Origin of the sequence: Deinococcus radiotolerans, assembly GCF_014647435.1 — a bacterium.
Lineage (GTDB): Bacteria > Deinococcota > Deinococci > Deinococcales > Deinococcaceae > Deinococcus > Deinococcus radiotolerans.
On the sequence record NZ_BMPE01000001.1, the window covers coordinates 961998 to 978837 of the forward strand.

Annotated in this window: 15 protein-coding genes; 5 read left to right on the forward strand and 10 right to left on the reverse strand. The window is 71.9% G+C overall.

Annotated features, from left to right (window positions below; all coding sequences use genetic code 11):
- Positions 1 to 12: 12 nt before the first annotated feature.
- Positions 13 to 1173 carry a heparan-alpha-glucosaminide N-acetyltransferase domain-containing protein gene (locus tag IEY63_RS04725; protein ID WP_189067766.1) on the reverse strand — a complete coding sequence of 387 codons (1161 nt, stop codon included), beginning with the start codon at positions 1171 to 1173 and terminating at the stop codon, positions 13 to 15.
- 130 nt (positions 1174 to 1303) lie between these two features.
- Between IEY63_RS04725 and IEY63_RS04730 the strand changes: the two genes are divergently transcribed.
- Together IEY63_RS04730 and IEY63_RS04735 are read left to right on the forward strand one after the other, a co-directional pair.
- A complete protein-coding gene (locus IEY63_RS04730; RefSeq protein WP_189067767.1) occupies positions 1304 to 4327 on the forward strand; it encodes an AfsR/SARP family transcriptional regulator in 3024 nt (1007 codons plus the stop codon).
- Positions 4328 to 4550: 223 nt separating this feature from the next.
- Entirely contained in the window at positions 4551 to 5336 is a 786-nt protein-coding gene (locus IEY63_RS04735) for a 3-hydroxybutyrate dehydrogenase (RefSeq protein WP_229784478.1), read from the forward strand.
- Between the two features lie 60 nt (positions 5337 to 5396).
- Here IEY63_RS04735 and IEY63_RS04740 read toward each other — a convergent pair whose 3' ends face one another.
- Together IEY63_RS04740 and IEY63_RS04745 are read right to left on the reverse strand one after the other, a co-directional pair.
- Positions 5397 to 5888, reverse strand: a complete 492-nt coding sequence (locus IEY63_RS04740; protein WP_189067768.1) for a CAP domain-containing protein — start codon at positions 5886 to 5888, stop codon at positions 5397 to 5399.
- 150 nt (positions 5889 to 6038) lie between these two features.
- Positions 6039 to 8132, reverse strand: a complete 2094-nt coding sequence (locus IEY63_RS04745) for a M3 family metallopeptidase (RefSeq protein WP_189067769.1) — start codon at positions 8130 to 8132, stop codon at positions 6039 to 6041.
- Between the two features lie 41 nt (positions 8133 to 8173).
- Here IEY63_RS04745 and IEY63_RS04750 point away from each other — a divergent pair, with 41 nt between their 5' ends.
- Entirely contained in the window at positions 8174 to 9136 is a 963-nt protein-coding gene (locus IEY63_RS04750) for an N-acetyltransferase (RefSeq protein ID WP_189067770.1), read from the forward strand.
- A gap of 61 nt (positions 9137 to 9197) precedes the next feature.
- Here IEY63_RS04750 and queA read toward each other — a convergent pair whose 3' ends face one another.
- Together queA and IEY63_RS04760 are read right to left on the reverse strand one after the other, a co-directional pair.
- Complete coding sequence (gene queA, locus IEY63_RS04755; protein ID WP_189067771.1) at positions 9198 to 10319, reverse strand: tRNA preQ1(34) S-adenosylmethionine ribosyltransferase-isomerase QueA; 1122 nt, start codon at positions 10317 to 10319, stop codon at positions 9198 to 9200.
- 4 nt (positions 10320 to 10323) lie between these two features.
- Positions 10324 to 10878, reverse strand: a complete 555-nt coding sequence (locus IEY63_RS04760; protein WP_062158588.1) for a LabA-like NYN domain-containing protein — start codon at positions 10876 to 10878, stop codon at positions 10324 to 10326.
- Between the two features lie 195 nt (positions 10879 to 11073).
- Here IEY63_RS04760 and IEY63_RS04765 point away from each other — a divergent pair, with 195 nt between their 5' ends.
- Together IEY63_RS04765 and IEY63_RS04770 are read left to right on the forward strand one after the other, a co-directional pair.
- Entirely contained in the window at positions 11074 to 12348 is a 1275-nt protein-coding gene (locus tag IEY63_RS04765) for an aspartate aminotransferase type Ic (protein ID WP_189067772.1), read from the forward strand.
- An 84-nt stretch (positions 12349 to 12432) separates the two neighbouring features.
- The gene (locus IEY63_RS04770) at positions 12433 to 12939 is read left to right on the forward strand and encodes a MarR family winged helix-turn-helix transcriptional regulator (RefSeq protein ID WP_189067773.1); all 507 of its coding nucleotides are present in this window, start codon (positions 12433 to 12435) and stop codon (positions 12937 to 12939) included.
- 44 nt (positions 12940 to 12983) lie between these two features.
- On the opposite strand, the gene IEY63_RS04775 is transcribed toward IEY63_RS04770, so the two are convergent.
- The 5 genes from IEY63_RS04775 to IEY63_RS04795 form a co-directional block, all read right to left on the reverse strand.
- Complete coding sequence (locus IEY63_RS04775) at positions 12984 to 14060, reverse strand: GGDEF domain-containing protein (RefSeq protein WP_229784480.1); 1077 nt, start codon at positions 14058 to 14060, stop codon at positions 12984 to 12986.
- Positions 14061 to 14175: 115 nt separating this feature from the next.
- A complete protein-coding gene (locus IEY63_RS04780; RefSeq protein ID WP_189067774.1) occupies positions 14176 to 14814 on the reverse strand; it encodes a thymidine kinase in 639 nt (212 codons plus the stop codon).
- Between the two features lie 88 nt (positions 14815 to 14902).
- Complete coding sequence (gene rpmE / locus IEY63_RS04785; protein WP_046844910.1) at positions 14903 to 15121, reverse strand: 50S ribosomal protein L31; 219 nt, start codon at positions 15119 to 15121, stop codon at positions 14903 to 14905.
- A 102-nt stretch (positions 15122 to 15223) separates the two neighbouring features.
- Positions 15224 to 15775, reverse strand: a complete 552-nt coding sequence (locus IEY63_RS04790) for a nucleotidyltransferase family protein (protein WP_189067775.1) — start codon at positions 15773 to 15775, stop codon at positions 15224 to 15226.
- Positions 15772 to 16770: an ADP-ribosylglycohydrolase family protein gene (locus tag IEY63_RS04795; protein WP_189067776.1), complete on the reverse strand. Its 999-nt coding sequence runs from the start codon at positions 16768 to 16770 to the stop codon at positions 15772 to 15774. The genes IEY63_RS04790 and IEY63_RS04795 overlap by 4 nt, the downstream gene beginning before the upstream one ends.
- Positions 16771 to 16840 lie beyond the last annotated feature (70 nt).

The window sequence follows — 16840 nt, forward strand, 5'->3', positions numbered from 1 at the left end:
TCGTGCGGGGGGTCAGAGTTTCAGGATGAGGTCGCGGCGGGCCATCCAGGCCAGGCCCAGCCAGACGGCGGCGACGTAGCCCAGGGTGTACGTCCAGCCGCCGCCGACCGCGCCGAGGTGCCGCTGCGCGAGGGTCAGCAGGGCCGCGCCCATGGGCTGCGCGCTCCCCGCCCAGGTCACGCGCCAGTCCTGCAGGATCCAGACCTTGATCAGGATGGGCAGCACGTACCCGGCCAGGGCGTTGCGGCCCGGGATGGTCAGCGGGGCCAGCAGCGCCGCGCCGCGCGGCACCCGGCCGGAATCGGCGATCAGCCAGGTCAGCAGCAGGGCCAGGGTGCCCAGGCCCGCCGCGTACAGGATGTACGGGGGTGTCCAGAGGGTCTTGCTCAGCGGCAGGTGCCTGCTAGCGGCCCAGCCGAAGCCGGCGATGCTCAGGATCAGGCCCAGACCGAGCAGTTTGGCGGGCGCGCGCGGGTCGCGCAGGGACAGGACGCGCGCGGCGACGCTGCCCAACAGCACGAGCGCGGTGGTGGGGATCACGGAGAGCAGGCCGCGCAGGCCCAGCGGGGTCAGGACGGCGTCGTTCAGGGCCTGCACGGGGTTGCTGGACTCGCTGACCACGCCGACCCCGCCGGGGTGCACGCCGAGTGTCAGGAACGCGGCGTACCCGGCGAGCAGCAGCGCCGCGATCAGCAGGCGGGTGCGGCTGCGCAGGTCGCCGGGCAGCGCGGCGACCAGGGTGGCCAGCGCGATGAGCTGCAGGACCCCCAGCCCCAGCGTGAGGTGGTGGGTGGTGACGCTCGTCTCGAAGGCCCCGAGCAGGTACAGCAGCGCGGCGCGTTCCAGCAGTCGGCGGGTGCGGGCCGCGCCGGTCAGGCCCGCGCGGGTCATGGCGGCCTGCGAGAACGGCAGGGCCGCGCCGGCGCAGTATAGGAACCACGGGAACACGAGGTCCGTGAGGGTCAGTCCGCCGAACGGCGCGTGCATGAGCTGCCCCGGCGTGGCGCTGCCCAGCGCGACGTTGTTCACGAGCAGCATGAGCAGCACGGTCGCGCCGCGAAAGGCGTCCAGTGCGGTCAGGCGGGGCCGCGCGGCGAGGGGCGGAGCGCCGCTCTGGACGGCGGGGATGGGATCGCTGTGGCCGGTGGTAGGGGGTGGGGCCGGGAGCGTCATGCGCGCACGCTAGTCCTCTCATGAGCCGCGCAGGTGACTGAAATTTCCGGGTTGGGTGAGTCGTGTGAGCCCCCGCGCCGGGCACGTTTGGTAGGCGTTCAGCACGGCGAAATACGCTAGATTTCCTCGCGTGACCCTTCACTGGCGGGACCTGACGTCCGCGCGGCGCACGCGGCTGCCGGCAGTGCGCGGCGCGGTGGCGCGCGAGCGGCTGCTCGCGGCGCTGGACGCCCGCGTGCTTCTCGTGACCGCACCTGCCGGGTACGGCAAGACGACGGCGCTGGCAGGTGCGGCGACGGGTCGGCCCGGCCCGGTCGCGTGGCTGACGCTGGACGGTGACGACGCCGATCCGCTGGTGCTGGCGGCCAGCCTGTCGCTGGCGGTGCAGGCGCTGCCCGGGGGCGCGCGGCCCGGGGACGCGCTGGGCGCGGGGGCGTCGCCGCGCCGGGTGGCAGGACTGGTGGCGGACGTCCTGGACAGCTGCGGGGCGCTGCTCGTGCTGGACGAGGCGCAGGTGCTGTCCGGCTCGGCAGGGACGGAGGTGCTGGGTGGGCTGCTCGCGCCGGGCGAGGGGCGGCTGGCGCTGCTGTCACGCACCACGCTGGAGCTGCCGGAACTGGCGCGACTGGAGGTGTCGGGGGACGCCGCGCGGCTCTCGGCGGCGGAACTGGCGTTCACCCCGGGCGAGATCGCGGCGCTGTTCGCGGCGCAGGGCCTGACCCTGACGGGCGCGGAGGTCCGCACGGCGCACGCGGTGACCGAGGGCTGGCCGATCGCGGCGCGCTTCCTGGCGCAGGCGGCGGCGCAGGGCCGCGTGACGCTGGCGGACCTGGCGGATCTAGAGGGCGGGGACGCGCCGCTGGGGACGCTGTTCACGTACCTCGCGCAGGAGGTGCTGGGGCCGCTCGATCCGGCGTTGCGGGGGCTGCTGACGCGCAGCAGCGTGTTCGAGGAACTGATTCCGGCGCTGCTGGAGGACGCGCTGGACGAGCCGCGCGCGCGGACGCTGCTGGAGACACTGGCGGGCAGCGGCACGTTCCTGACCCGGGCGGGCGAGGACACGTACCGGGCGCATCCGCTGCTGCGCGCGCACCTGCGCGGCCTGCTTCCCCCGGCGGAGGCGCGGGAGATCGCGGCGCGCGGCGCGGCGTTCTTCGAGCGGACCGGGCGGCTACGCCGGGCGCTGGCGGCGCACCTGCTGGCGGGGAACACGGCGCGGGCGGCGGCACTCCTGGCGGGCCGGGGCGGCGTGTGGCTGGCGCAGGGGCGCGTGACGCTGGTGGACCGCAGCCTCGCCCGGCTGCCCCGCGCGGACTGGACGCCCGCCCTGCACGCCCTGGCCGGAGACGCGCTGCGGCTGGCGAGCCGCTACGACGAGGCCCGCGCCGAGTACGCCCGCGCAGGGGCGCTGGAGCGCGCGCTGGGCGAGGTCCGGCTGGCGCTGGACACCGTGCAGCCCGCCCTGGCCTGGGGTCCGCTGGACGCGGCGGCGGCACTGGTGAGTGAGGACGGCCCGGACCCGCAGGGGGCGGCCGAGTTGCGCCGCCTGCGGGCCGAGAATCTACTGAACGCCGGGCAGCTGGCCGGGGCGGTGGCGCTGGAACCCGAGCTGCGCGGCGGGGCACGCTACGCGCTGCGCTCCGGGGATCTGGACGCGGCCCTGGCGCGCGCGCAGGCCCTGGCGGACGGTGAGACGGGCGGCGCGCGGGCCGCGCAGAACCACCGTGAGGGCCTGCTGCTGGCCAGTTTCGTGCACGCCGCGCGCGGCGAGGTGCAGGAGGCCGCAGCGTGCGCGCGCCGCGGCCTGACCGAAGGGGAACGGCTGGAGAGCCCGTTCGTGCAGGCGCTGGCGCTGGCGCGGCTGGGGCACGCGCAGCAGGCGGCGGGCGAGTTCGCCGCGGCCCGCGAGAGTTACGGCGCGGCGCTGCGTCAGGCGCAGCCTGTGGCGGGTCGCCTGCGCGTGGAGCCGCTGATGGGCCTCGCAGCGCTGGCGGGCCGCGCGGGGGATGTGGCGCGCGCGCAGTCCCTGACCGCCGAGGCGCGCGGGCAGACCGGTGGGGACAGTTACATGGCGGGGCTGCTGATCCTGACGTCCGCGCTGGGGCTGGCGCAGGGCCCGCAGGCGGCGCACGCCATCCCGGGGCTCCGGGAGGCCGCCGCGCTGTTCGGGGTGTGCGGGGACGCCTTCGGGCAGGCGGCCGCGACCCTGGCGCTGTTCGCGCTTGACGCCGGGCCCGCCGATCAGGCTGCGGGGGCGGTGGCGGCGTACCCGTTCCTGCTGGGACTTCCCTCCCTGCTGGCGCCGGTGGCGACCCGCGCGGGCCGCGCGGCGCTGCTGGCCCGGCTGGGCGAGGCGCACCCCGGCGCGCGGGGCCCATTGACCGGCGCGGCCCGCCTCCTGGGGTACGCGGCCGTACCGGACCCCGCTGACACGCCGGGGTTCGAGGTGCGCGTGCAGGTGCTGGGCCGCGTGTCCGTCACGCGTGAGGATGGCCGGGTGCGCGAGTGGGGCCGCGCGAAGGCCCGGGACCTGCTGGCGCTGCTGGCCGTGCACCCGGCGGGCCTGCCGCGCGAGGCGGCGCAGGAGGCGCTCTTCCCTGACGCCGACCCCGGCGTGGGTGAGCGGAACTTCCGCGTGACCCTGCACGCCCTGGGGCAGGTGCTGGAGGAGGGCGCACGCAGCGGCGTGTTCCTGGAACGCGGGGACTGGCTGCGCCTGAGGCCGGGCGCGGACCTGCACGTCGATGTGGCGACCGCCTGGGCTCGGCTGGGGCAGGCGGCGGGTACCCCGGGCCGCCTGGACGCCCTGCTGGAGTTGCCGCCCGCGCTGGCCGACGTGGAGCTGGAGGATGTGGCCCGCGAGGCCGAACGGTACGCGGCGGCACTCCCCGAGGCGCTGGCGGCCGAGGCGGACGTGGCGCTGGCGCTGGCCCGCCCGGACCGGGCCGCGCTGGCCGCCGGGCGCGCCCTGAGCCTCGACCCGGCGCACGAACCGGCCGCGCGGGCGCTGATGCGCGCGCAGCACGCGCTGGGGCGCGGCGCGGCGGCCGGGCGGGTGTACGCGGCCCTCACGGAGGCGCTGGCGGACCTGGGCCTGAAACCCCTGCCGGACACGCAAGCGCTGTGGCAGGCGCTCTCCGGCGCGCGGGCCTGAAACGGGATTGCTATGACTCGATTGCGGCAAGACCACGTTCCGTTGTCCCCTCTCGCCCTGCGGAACTCCTAGAGCTGCGCAGCAGAGAGTGAAGAAGGCACGAAGAGACGGAAGGGAGAGGGGACCACCGGGCGACTCTGACTGAGACGGAATCACCTGAATCCCATCTCAGTCCTCTGCCAGCCGTAACCGCCGCGTGACGGTCCGGGCCTACACTCCCCGCATGACGCTGGACACGCAGAAGCACGGGATGGAAGGCAGGGCCGCGCTCGTCACGGGTGGCACGAGCGGCATCGGGCTGGCGATCGCGCAGCGGCTCGCTCAGGACGGGCTGCGGGTGGCGGTGCTGGACCTGGACCGTCCGCAGGCGCGGGAGGTGGCGCGGGCGAACGACCTGATCTTCGTGGGCGCGGATCTGTCGCGCCGGGCGGACTGCCGCCGCGCGGTGGACGAGACGGTGGCGGCCCTGGGCGGACTGGACGTCCTGGTGAACAACGCGGGCTTCCAGCACATTGACCCGGTCGTGGATTTCCCGGAGGACACCTGGGACGCGATGCTGCACGTGATGCTGACTGCGCCGTTCCTGCTGAGTAAGTACGCGTGGCCGCACCTGACCCGCAGCGGGCAGGGCCGCATCGTGAACGTAGCGAGCATTCACGGACACGTGGCCAGCCCGTTCAAGAGTGCGTACATCAGCGCGAAGCACGGCCTGATCGGCCTGACCCGCACGGCGGCGCTGGAGGCCGGGGAGCAGGGTCTGACTGTGAACGCCATCTGCCCGGGGTACGTGCGCACGCCGCTGGTCGAGGGTCAGATTGCGGATCAGGCCCGTACGCGCGGCCTGACCGAGCAGGAAGTTGAGCAGAAGGTCATGCTGGAGCCCGCTGCGATCAAGCGCCTGCTGAATCCGGAGGACATCGCCGCGCTGGCCAGTTACGTGGTCAGTCCGGCCGCGTGGGGGATGACCGGCGCGGTGCTGGACCTGGATCTGGGCTGGACGGCCCGCTAACGGGCGGCGTCCTGAAGGGGAGGGGGTAGGCCGGTCTCCCCTCTCCCCCTGTCGTGGTCTTTACCGGGGCTGGCTGCTGAGGACCATCACGTACGCGGTGCCGCGGGCGCCCTGCACGACGGCGGCGCCGACGTGGGTGTAGCGGCCCTCGTTCATCCAGAAGCAGTGCACGGGGGATTGCAGCCACCAGCGGATCGCGCTTTCGGGGTTCTGGCTGCCGCCCATGAAGACGATCTCGGTGACGCTGACGGCGTTCACGCCGGTGCTGGCGGCGCGGACCCGGGGGGTGCTGCCGTTGGCGCCGGTGTGCGTGATGCGGCCCGAGGCGCTCATGTACCCGGCCTGCTGGCGCGCGGCGGCGGACAGAGCGGGCGTGAAGGTCAGGCTGCCCGCGACGGGCCGCTGGCCGCTGCCGGGGCAGGAGACGCCCTGGGCGCGCACCTGGTTCAGGCGTTTGATGAGTTGCTGCTCGGCGGTGGACTGGGCCGTGGCGGGGAGTCCCAGGGCCACAAGGGCCGCCAGGGCTCCCAGCGTGCGCTGGGCGGTCTGCATGAGCATCGTGAACCGATCTTAACCTGAAGGCCAGATGAATGAGATGGGAAAATCGACGTCCGCTCTCATGTGACCGGGCAGCCATTTACGCTGAGACGAGCGGTGGGCCCAGAGGAAGCTCCCCTGAGCCCACCGCTCATCTGGATGCGCTTAGAGCAGGCCGCTGCGGCGCAGCAGGGCGTCCGCGTCAGGGTCGCGGCCCATGAACTCGCGGTACAGCTCGGCCGGGTCGGCGCTGTTGCCGCGGCTGAGGATGGTGTCCACGTACGCGCGGCCGGTGTCGCGGTTGAAGATGCCTTCCTCGGCGAAGCGGCTGAAGGCGTCCGCGTCGAGCACCTCGGCCCACTTGTAGCTGTAGTACCCGGCGCCGTAGCCGACGGGGCTGCTGAACAGGTGGTTGAACGCCGCAATCTGCGCGTAGTGCTCGGGCAGCGGGGTGGGGTGGAAGGTGGCCATCAGGTCACGGGCGTACGTGATGTGGTCCGCGTCGCTGTCCGGGTCGAATTCCACGTGCAGGCTCAGGTCGGTCAGGCCGAAGGAGTACTGGCGCATGGCGGCGTTCGCGGCGCGGTAGTTGCGCGCGGCGATCATGCGGTCAAACAGGTCCTGCGGGATGGCCTCGCCAGTCTGGTAGTGGCGGGCGAACAGGTCCAGGGCCTCGCGTTCCATGACCCAGTTCTCCATGATCTGGCTGGGCAGTTCCACGAAGTCCCACGGCACGTTCGTGCCGCTCAGGCTGCGGACCTCCACGCGGCTCATGGCGTGGTGCAGCAGGTGCCCGAACTCGTGGAAGACCGTCTCGACCTCGCGGATGGACAGCAGGGCGGGCGTGTCACCGTCGGGGGGCGTCATGTTGCCGCACATCAGGCCTAGGTGCGGATCCACGCCGTGCTCTTTCGGGCCGCCCGTGATGAAGGCGTTCATCCACGCGCCGGCGCGTTTGCTGTCGCGGGGGAACCAGTCGGTGTAGAAGCTCGCCACGTGCGTGCCCGCCTCGTCCTGAATGGTGTAGTAGCGCACCTCGGGGTGCCAGCCGGGCGCCTCGCTCTCGGCGACCGTGATGCCGAACACGCGCCGGGTGATCTCGAACAGGCCCTTCAGGACGCCGTCCATGGGGAAGTAGGGGCGCAGGGCTTCCTCGTCGAAGTCGTACTTCGCCTGCCGCTGCTTCTCGGCCCAGTACGTGACGTCCCAGGCTTCCAGTTCGGGGGCGCCCGCGCCGACCTGCTCGCGGTGGAAGGCGCGCAGTTCGTCGTTCTCGCGTTCGAAGGCGGGGCGGGTGCGGGCATCCAGGTCGCGCTCGAAGGCCAGGGCGCGCGCGCCACTGCCGGCCATGCGGTCCTGCAGCACGTAGTCCGCGAAGTCGCCGAAGCCCAGCAGCTGGGCCTTCTCGCGGCGCAGTTTCAGGATCTCGCGGACCAGGGGGCGGTTGTCGCGGCCCTCCTGCTGACCCACGCGGCTGTTGGCCAGCCACAGGTCGTGGCGCAGGTCGCGGTCGTCAGCGTACGTCAGGACCGGCAGCAGCACCGGGGCGTGCAGGGTCAGGCGGTGGCCCTCCTTCCCCTTGGCTTCCGCGTCGCGGCGGGTGGCGTCCTGCACGCGCTGCGGCACGCCCGCCAGCCTTTCGGTCGAGACGTACATCTCAAAGGCGGCCGTCTCGTCGAGGACGTTCTTGCCGAACTCGCTGGTCACCTCGGCGAGGCGGGTGTTCAGGGCCAGCAGGCGCTCCTGCTCCGCGCCCTGTAGGTCGGCGCCCTCGCGGCGGAACTCGTCAATGGTGAGTTTCAGGTGCCGGGCGCGCACGGGGTCGAGCGCGGCGGCCTCGGGCGTCGTGGCAAAGGCTTTCAGCGCGGCCCACAGCCCAGGGTGCAGGCTGAGTTTCGTGTAGAACTCGCTGGTCTTGGGCAGGATCGCCATCTTCGCGGCGTGCCACTCGGGGCTGCTGTTCACGCTGTCGAGGTGGTGCACGATGACGTTCACGGTATCGAGCTGCTCGGTCAGCGTGTCCAGATCGGCCATGAAGTTCGCGAAACCGCGCTCGCCGCTGCGGGCCAGCTCCTCGAGTTTCGCCTGGGTCTGCGCGAGGAGGGTATCCACGGCGCCCTCGGCGTGCTCGGGGCGGATCTGGTCGAAGGGAATGCGGAAGCCGACGTTCAGCAGCGGGTTGCTGACGCCGGTCGCCTCGGGTTGAGTTGCAGTCACCCCTGGAGTATAGGAGGGTGCGCGCAGGGCAAGGTAAGCCATTTGACGTGCTTGAGGGCGTGGGGACCATGCTGTAATCACGCATGGACGCGACCCTCCCCCACCTGCACGCCATCGCGGACGCCGATCTGGCCGCGCTGCGCACCCTGGCCCACCCGGACAGTCCGGTCAGCGTGGAGGACCTGACCCGCCACGCGGCCACGCGCCGCCCCGGCGAGCACCACACCCAGCAGGCCACCTTCGAGCAGGGCGAGGCGCGGGGGGCCATCACGACGGGCGTGCCGCGCATGGATGCGCACGACGGCTGGCTGGACCTGACCCTCACCATCCACCCGCAGGAGGCCGGGGGGCCGCTGGCGGACGAACTGCTGCGGGTGGGGCTGGGCGTGCTGCGCGCGGCGGGGGCGACCACCGCCGTGACCCGCGTTCGTGAAGACTGGTGGGAGCATGACTTCCTGCGGGCGCGCGGCTGGCAGGAGGCGGACCGCATGTGGCTCAGCACCCTCGACCTGCGCAGCCTGGATTTCGGCGCGTTCGCCGCTGACGAGGCCCGCGCCCGTGCGAGCGGCGTGCGCATCGTCCCGCTGAGTGACCTGGGCGGCTGGGACGCGCACCAGCGCGAGCATTACGACCTGATCCACGCGCTGCTGACCGACGTGCCCAGCGCCCGCCCCGTGCAGGTCTGGCCGTTCGAGGTGTGGCTGGAGCGCATGCCCACCCTGCTGCCCGACATGAGCGGCATCATGATCGCCGTGGCCCCGGACAGCACGTGGGTGGGGACCAGTCAGCTGTCGCAGCCCATCGCCACGCGTCCCGGCTTCATCCACAACGGCCTGACCGGCGTGCGGTCCGGGTGGCGCGGGCACGGCCTGGGCCTCGCGCTGAAACTCGCTGCCGCCCGCGCTGCACTGGCGCGGGGGTTCACGCACTCCCGCACCGGGAACCACGTCATCAACCGCCCCATGCTGGCCATCAACGAACGGATGGGCTTCGTGCGCGAGGCGGCGACGGTCACGCTGACGCGGGACATAGGCGGTCAGCAGTAACAACGACAGGTGGGCGCGTCATGGTCACGCGCCCACCCCCGTCCTTCTCACTGCTTCCCGCTCACTCCGGACTGCTGCCCGCCTCCGGCTGGCCGCGCACGTTCGTCAGCAGCATCGCGTCTCCCAGCGAGTAGAAGCGGTACTCGCCATCCAGGGCGGCGTCGTACGCGGCGCGGATGCGGTCCTCCCCGGCGAACGCGGCGACGAGCAGCAGCAGGGTGCTGCCCGGCAGGTGCAGGTTCGTGATCAGCAGGTCCGGCACGTTGACGGGACGGCCGGGCGTGATGAAGATCTGCGTGTCGCCCTCGCCGGGCTGGACCTGCGTGCCATCCCAGGCGCTTTCCAGCGTGCGGACGGTGGTGGTCCCGACGGCGATGACGCGGCGGCCCTCGGCGCGCGCGGCGTTGATGGCCTGCGCCGTGTCGGGGGTGACGTGCCAGCGTTCGGCGTGCATAACGTGGTCGGCGACGCTGCCGCTGATGGGCCGGAAAGTGCCCGCGCCGACGTGCAGGGTGACGTGCGCGGTCTGCACGCCCAGTTCGGCCAGCCGGGCCAGCAGGTCGGGTGTGAAGTGCAGGCCGGCGGTGGGCGCGGCGACACTGCCGGGCTCGCGGGCGTACACGGTCTGGTAGCGGTCGCGCCACGTCTCGTCACTGTCCCCCGCGTCGATGTACGGCGGGAGGGGCAGGCGGCCGATGTCGTCCAGGTGCGGCAGGATGTCGTGGTCGAAGCGCAGCAGCCGCGCGCCGTCCTCCAGTTCCCCGACGACCTGGGCGCGGTGCCCGCCCTCGTGCTCCAGGCCGCCCAGCCACAGTTCAAACCCGGCGCGGCGGGCGGGTTTCAGGTACGCGCTCCAGACGTGTCGGCCCAGTTCGGGGCGTTCCTCGGTGCGCAGCAGCATGACCTCCACGCTGCCGCCGCCGTGCCCGTGGGCGTCCACGGGTTTGCGGGCCATGACGCGCGCGGGGATGACCTTGCTCTGGTTGAACACCAGCAGGTCACCCGCGCGCAGGAACTCCGGCAGGTCGCGGAACACGCGGTGCTCGAGTGCTTCGTCCACGATCATCAGGCGCGAGGCGTCGCGGGGTTCCGCGCCGGTCTGCGCGACGCGGTCCTCGGGCAGGTGGAAGTTCAGGCGGTGCAGGACGGCGTCCGCCCCGGCGTGCGGCGTGGCGTCGGTCACTGCTTTACTCCTCGGTCTTGGGGGTGGCGGCGCGGGTCTGGCGGGCAGGCATCAGGCCGCCGTCGATGTCGGGCAGGTGCGTGAAGCGGTCAGCGGCGTCCACGAGTTTCTGCGCGGTGTGCTCACGGAACGCGATGACCTCCACGCGCTTGCCGCGCTCCTGCAGCACCTCGACGATATCGGTGAAGTCCCCGTCGCCGCTGCCGAGCACAATGACGTCGAGGTGGTCCATCAGGCGCACCATGTCGGCCACGATGCCCATGTCCCAGTTGCCCTCGTAGATGGCCTTGCCGCCGTCGGTGACGTGGTGCAGCGTGAGGTTCATGCGGCGAACCTTGAAGCCCAGCGTGGACAGCTTGTAGATGAACGGGCGGGCGGTGGCCTCGTTCTCGCGTTCCACGGTGTAGCTGATGGCGTGCACGAGTTCGCGGCCCTCGGTGGCGCTCCTGAGGATCGTCTCGAAGTTCACGGTGCGTTCCATCAGGTCGCGGGCCGAGTGGTAGAGGTTCTGCGTGTCGATGAACACCCCGACGCGGGGGCGGTGCACTACGTATTGCATGTGGATTCTCCTGTTGTGGTCGAAGCTGGGTGGGAAAAGGCGGAAGGGGAAAGGAACGAAAGGGAGGCAAAAGCTGGCCCGGCGGGCGCAGCGCTGGCAGTGTAACACCCCCCGCCCCGTCCTCCGCTTCCCGGTGTCCCGTCAGGGGTAGACACGTCCCTGCCCTGCCCGGCTGGGGGCGGGTACGCTGGGCGCATGACGAGTGACGTGCAGAGTGAGGCCCTGGCGCAGGCGCGCGCGGCGTACGACGCGGTGAAGGCGAAGGGGTTGAAGCTGAACATGCAGCGCGGCCAGCCTGCCGACGCGGACTTCGACCTCAGTAACGGCCTGCTGACCGTGCTGGGTGAAACGGACACGCACCTGGACGGCCTGGACCTGCGCAACTACCCCGGGGGCGTGGCGGGCCTGCCGTCCGCGCGGGCGATGTTCGGCGCGTACCTGGACCTGAAGCCCGAGAACGTGATCGTGTGGAACAACGCCAGCCTGGAACTCCAGGGCTACGTGCTGACGTTCGCGCTGCTGCACGGCCCGCGTGGCGGGCAGCCCTGGGCGGGGCAGAACCCGAAGATGATCGTCACGACGCCCGGCTACGACCGGCACTTCCTGCTGCTGCAGACGCTGGGCTTCGAGCTGCTGACCGTGGACATGCAGCCCGACGGCCCGGACGTCGAGGCCATCGAGCGACTGGCCGCGGCGGACGCGAGCGTGAAGGGCGTGTTGTTCGTCCCCACGTACTCGAACCCCGGTGGGGAGACGATCAGCGCCGAGAAGGCCCGCCGACTGGCGGGCGTGCAGGCGGCCGCGCCGGACTTCACGATCTTCGCGGACGACGCGTACCGCGCCCATCACCTCTCCCCCGACGCCGCCGAGCAGGATCAGCCGGTGAACCTCGTGACGCTGTCGCGGGACGCCGGGTACCCGGACCGGACGTTCGTGTTCGCCAGCACCAGCAAGATCACCTTCGCGGGCGCCGGGCTGGGCTTCGTGGGCAGCAGCGAGGACAACATCCGGTGGCTGTCGAAGTTCCTGAACGCGCAGAGCATAGGCCCGAACAAGGTCGAGCAGGCGCGCCACGTGAAGTTCCTCCAGGCGTACCCCGGCGGGCTGGAAGGGCTGATGAAGGATCACGCGGCGCTGATCGCCCCGAAGTTCCGCGCGGTGGACGAGGTGCTGCGCACGGAACTGGGGGACGGCGGCGAGTTCGCCACCTGGGCCAGTCCGCGCGGCGGGTACTTCATCAGCCTGGACACGACCGCGCCCGTCGCCTCGCGCGTGGTGCAGCTGGCCGACGAGGCGGGCGTGAGTCTCACCCCGGCGGGCGCCACGTACCCCGGCGGGCAGGACCCACACGACCGTAACATCCGCCTCGCGCCGACCCGCCCGCCGGTCGAGGAGGTCTACGAAGCGATGCGCGCCGTGGCGACCTGCATCCGCCTGGCCACCGAGGAGTACCGCGCCGCTCAGCATTGACGACCTTCAGGGGTGTCCAGGCCACGGCGCGCTGACCGCGCGTGCAGCTTGACTTCATGGCAGCCCGCCCCGACCATGATGGGAATGCCGAACCGTTACGCTGGTTCACCGGAAGACCGCGCTGCGCTCGACGCCTACGTGAAGTTATGGCGCGCTGCTCACGCGGTCGAGGTGAACGCCAACCGTCATCTTTCCGATTACAACCTCACGATCAGCCAGTTCGGTGTGCTTGAAGCCCTGTATCACCTGGGGCCGCTCAGTCAGCGGCAGCTGGCGGACAAGATCCTGCGATCCAGCGGGAACCTCACCATGGTCATCGACAACCTCGAGCGGGACGGCCTGGTCCGCCGTGACCGGGACGAACTGGACCGGCGGGTCATGCGGGTGTCCCTGACCGAGGCGGGGAGCACGCTGATCGAGCAGGTCCTGCCGCGCCACGTGCGGGGCATCCGTGAGGTCTTTGGCGCCATGACGCCCGAGGAACTGGCCCAGCTGAGCGCCCTGACCCGCAAGCTGGGCCGCGCCGTGGGGTCCGCTGGCCCTCGGGAACCGGAGGGGCGCCGCGCCCGTCGGGCGGCCAGCCGCCCCTGACCTGAGGGGCGGCGCCTGGGTCGGGTCAGCCGGGCTGGGCGGGGTCAGGTGACCTGCGTGCGGCGCAGGTCCGCGAGGTGCACGTCGTTGCGGCCCTGCTGCTTCACGCGGTACATGGCCAGGTCCGCGCGTTCGACCACCCGGACGGGGTCCTCGGCGGTGGCGGCAGTGGCCACGCCGAAGCAGGCAGTGACGCCGTTCACGGTGCCGTAGCGGTGGTGGCGCAGGTCGCTGCGCAGCTGGTCCAGCATGGGGCGCAGGTGCTTGTCGCGCTGTTCGGGCAGGATCAGCAGGAATTCCTCGCCGCCCCAGCGGGCCATGAGGCTCCCGTCGGGCAGGTGGCGGCGCGTGATGTCGGCCACACCGCGCAGCACGAGGTCCCCCATGGCGTGTCCATGCATGTCGTTCACGCGTTTGAAGTGGTCAAGGTCGAACAGGACGAGCGTGTACGTCTCGCCGGTGCGGGTCAGGTGCGCGAGGCGTTCCTCGGCGGCGCGGCGGTTGGCGACGCCGGTCAGCGGGTCGGTCAGGGCGGCGGCGCGCGCCGCCTGGTACTGGGTGCGCTGCACGCCCAGCGTGGCCTGCATGAGGGTCAGGACCCCACCGACCAGCAGGAACTGCGCGCACGGGCCGATCAGGTTGATGCGCGCGGCCTGCGGGACGGTCAGCAGCAGGTTGGCGGCGCAGATGAGCGTGGCGAGCGCGAGGATCAGGCCCGCCACCCGCGTGGCCTGCCGCGGTTCGTACACGAGGAAGGCAGCGACGTAGATCACCGCGAACCAGTAGGTGTTCTCCATGAGGGCCATGGAGGTGACGGTCAGGACGCTGAACTGATGGTTCAGGGCCAGCAGCACGTACGCGGCGGTGGCCATGAAGGTCACCTGCACGGCGGTGGCGGTGATGATGACGGCGCGGCTGAGCAGCACCCGCAGGCACACCAGGATGAGTGTCAGGGTGGGCAGCGCCCAGGCGTCCAGCGGGTCCACGTCCGGGTACTGGGAGCCCAGAGCGGCCGCACAGGCCAGGGCGCCCAGCCAGACCAGCCAGGTGAACATGTGCCGCTGGCGGATCAACCAGGGCGCCTGGTCCGGGAGTTCGGTGGTCGGGACGGGTTTCTGCATGGGTCACCTCCCTCGAACCGGACGGGCAGGCTGGAACTGGGTGGGTGAGGGGCGGGTGTGAACGGTTCCGCCAAAGTCTAACGCGTCCGCACCTCTGCGGGCGGCGCTGGGGGGGTTACGCCCCCTTCAGCGCCTGACCTGCGCTGGGCTGGAGGACGTGGTGAACGCGGCAGCGGGCCTCGTAGCTTTCTTCGGCGCCGACCAGCACGACCGGGTCGTCAAAATGGGCGGGTTGCCCGCCGATCAGGCGCTGCGAGCGGGTGGCAGGCGCGCCGCATACCGTGCAGATCGCGGTGAGTTTCTCGACGCTCTCGGCGCGGGCCAGCAGTTCAGGGATGAAGCCGAACGGCTCGGCGCGGAAGTCCTGGTCCAGTCCGGCGAGGATCACGCGGACGCCCGCGTCGGCCAGTTCCAGCGCCAGCGGGATGATCGCGGCGTCCAGGAACTGCACCTCGTCAATGCCGATCACGTCGGGCAGGGTGTCGCCCGGAGCGTGCAGCAGGGAGCCCTCGCCGCTCAGGTACGCGCGGATGTCACGGGCGGAGCGGACGGCAACGGCATTCACGGTGCGGCCGGCGTGGCTGGCGACGGCCGACTCGTGGTACCGGTCGTCCAGGGCGGGTTTGAAGACCTGCACGCGCTGCCGGGCGATGACGGCGCGGGTCACGCGGCGGATGAGCTCCTCACTTTTCCCGCTGAACATCGGGCCGACGATGACTTCCAGGTGACCGCCGTGGTAGGGGGATCTGAGCACGCCCGCGAGTATCGCAGATCAGGGCTGGCCGCGGCGCTGCGCAGCAAAAAAAACCCGCCCCACTGGGGCGGGGCAGGCTGCTTGGGCCTTACTTCTTCTTGTTGCGGTAGCTGTCGCCGAAGCGCTTGTTGAACTTGTCCACGCGGCCTTCGGTGTCCACGAAGCGCTCTTCGCCGGTCCAGAAGGGGTGCACGCCGCTCCACACGTCCACGTGGATTTCGGGCTTGGTGCTCAGGGTTTCCATCACGACTTTGCCCTGGTAGATGATCTTGGTGGGAACGACTTTGGGGTGGATGTCTTTCTTCATGGGTGCCTCCTCCGCCACGTCTGCGCCCCCGGCTCGGCCGGTGCATGTGCGTAGCGGGCAACCCTGACAGTGTACCACGCGCGCGGCACGCCGGGTGAGGAGTCAGGCCTCCTCGTCCGTCAGCCACGGCCAGCGCCGCCGGTACGAGTCCACTTTGGCCCGGTACAGACCCGGCGTGTGGTTGCGGCGGTTCAGGCGCAGCCGCCCGGCGGTCAGGTCGTGCAGGCCGAACGGCGCGTACACGCGGCTGTGCGCGTCGATACCCAGAGCCGTGCATTCCACCAGGAACTGATCAATGCCGTCCCGGGCGGCGCCCAGAGCGGGGCGTTCCAGCCCGGTCTTCTCCCGGAACCACAGGTGCACGCGCGCCTGATTGCGCACTTCGATGAGGCCCGGCAGGTCCGCGAACAGCGTGGCGGCGCGGCGGATTACGGCGTCCTCGGCGTCATAGGACAGGTCAGCGTCCCAGTAGAACAGGTCGTAATCGGCGATGTTCGCGCCCGGCGGCTGACCGGACTGCAGGTTCCACACTGTCCCGAAGAGCGCCCCGGCCGTCAGGTGCGCCTGGGGGGCGTGCAGGTGCGGCAGTCGTTCCAGGATCGCCGCGTTGACCGGGTTGCGATGCACGGCCCGCAGGAACTCCTGCTCGGTCACGCCGTCGCGCCCGCCAGGACACCCGGCAGGTGCGTGGCCGCGGACCACTCGCGCTGCCAGCCGGGCCAGCTGTGCCCCAGGCGCAGGTCCGCCAGCAATTCGGGCGGGGTGGGCAGGCCGCGTGCACCCACGACCGCGCCGACCACGCACGCGACCGTGTCGCTGTCGTCGCCGCCCAGCACGGCGGGTTCCACGCACGCCCACCAGTCGCCCCGGCGGGCATGCGCGACGGCCGCCTCCAGCGTGTCCAGCACGTACCCACTCTGTGAGGTGATCACACCATCCAGCCCGGATCGTACGCGGGCACGCACCTGCGCGCGGGCCTCCCGTTCACGGCCGCGGAAGGCGCGGTGGGCGTCCTGCGTGTGCAGGCCCAGCACGCCGGCGTCGACCAGCGCGCCGCGCGCGTCCAGGTGCTCCATGACACTCAGGGCCGCCTGCGCCGCCGACGCGTACGCCTGCCCGGCGGCCAGGGCCTCCAGGAACGCCGTGAGGAACACCGACGCGTACACGCAGCGCGGGTCGGCGTGCGTCAGGGCGGTCAGGACCGCCGACTCGTGTGCCAGGGCGGCGCCCCGGTGCCCCAGCAGCCACGCCGCCGCCACGCGCATCAGACCGCCGTTCCCGGCGCCGTCGAAACCGCCGCGCTCCCAGGCGAGCGCTCCACCGTCCAGACGCTGCGGTTCCGTGAACGTCAGGCGCAGCGCCTGCCGGGTCAGGCCGCCCACGTCGGGCGGCGCGGCCGCCAGCCACTCCCGGAAGGCGGCCAGCACGCCCGCGTGACCCGCGCCGCGCGCGGCGCCCAGCAGGGTGGCGACGACCATCTGACTGTCGTCGGTGGCCTCGCCCGGCGCGAACCCGAACACGCTGCCCGGCTGGTAGGTGCGGAAGGAAGCGCCGTACCGGGCGTGAATCACCTCGGGGGACTTGAATTCCGTGGCGGCGCCCAGCGCGTCTGCCGCGCACAGGGAGAGCAGGACGTCCAGCGGTTGCATGTGACGATCTTCGCATGCGTCCGCCCCCGCCGGGTGACCCCTCGCGCCGGGCGCGGCGCGCCCCTACACT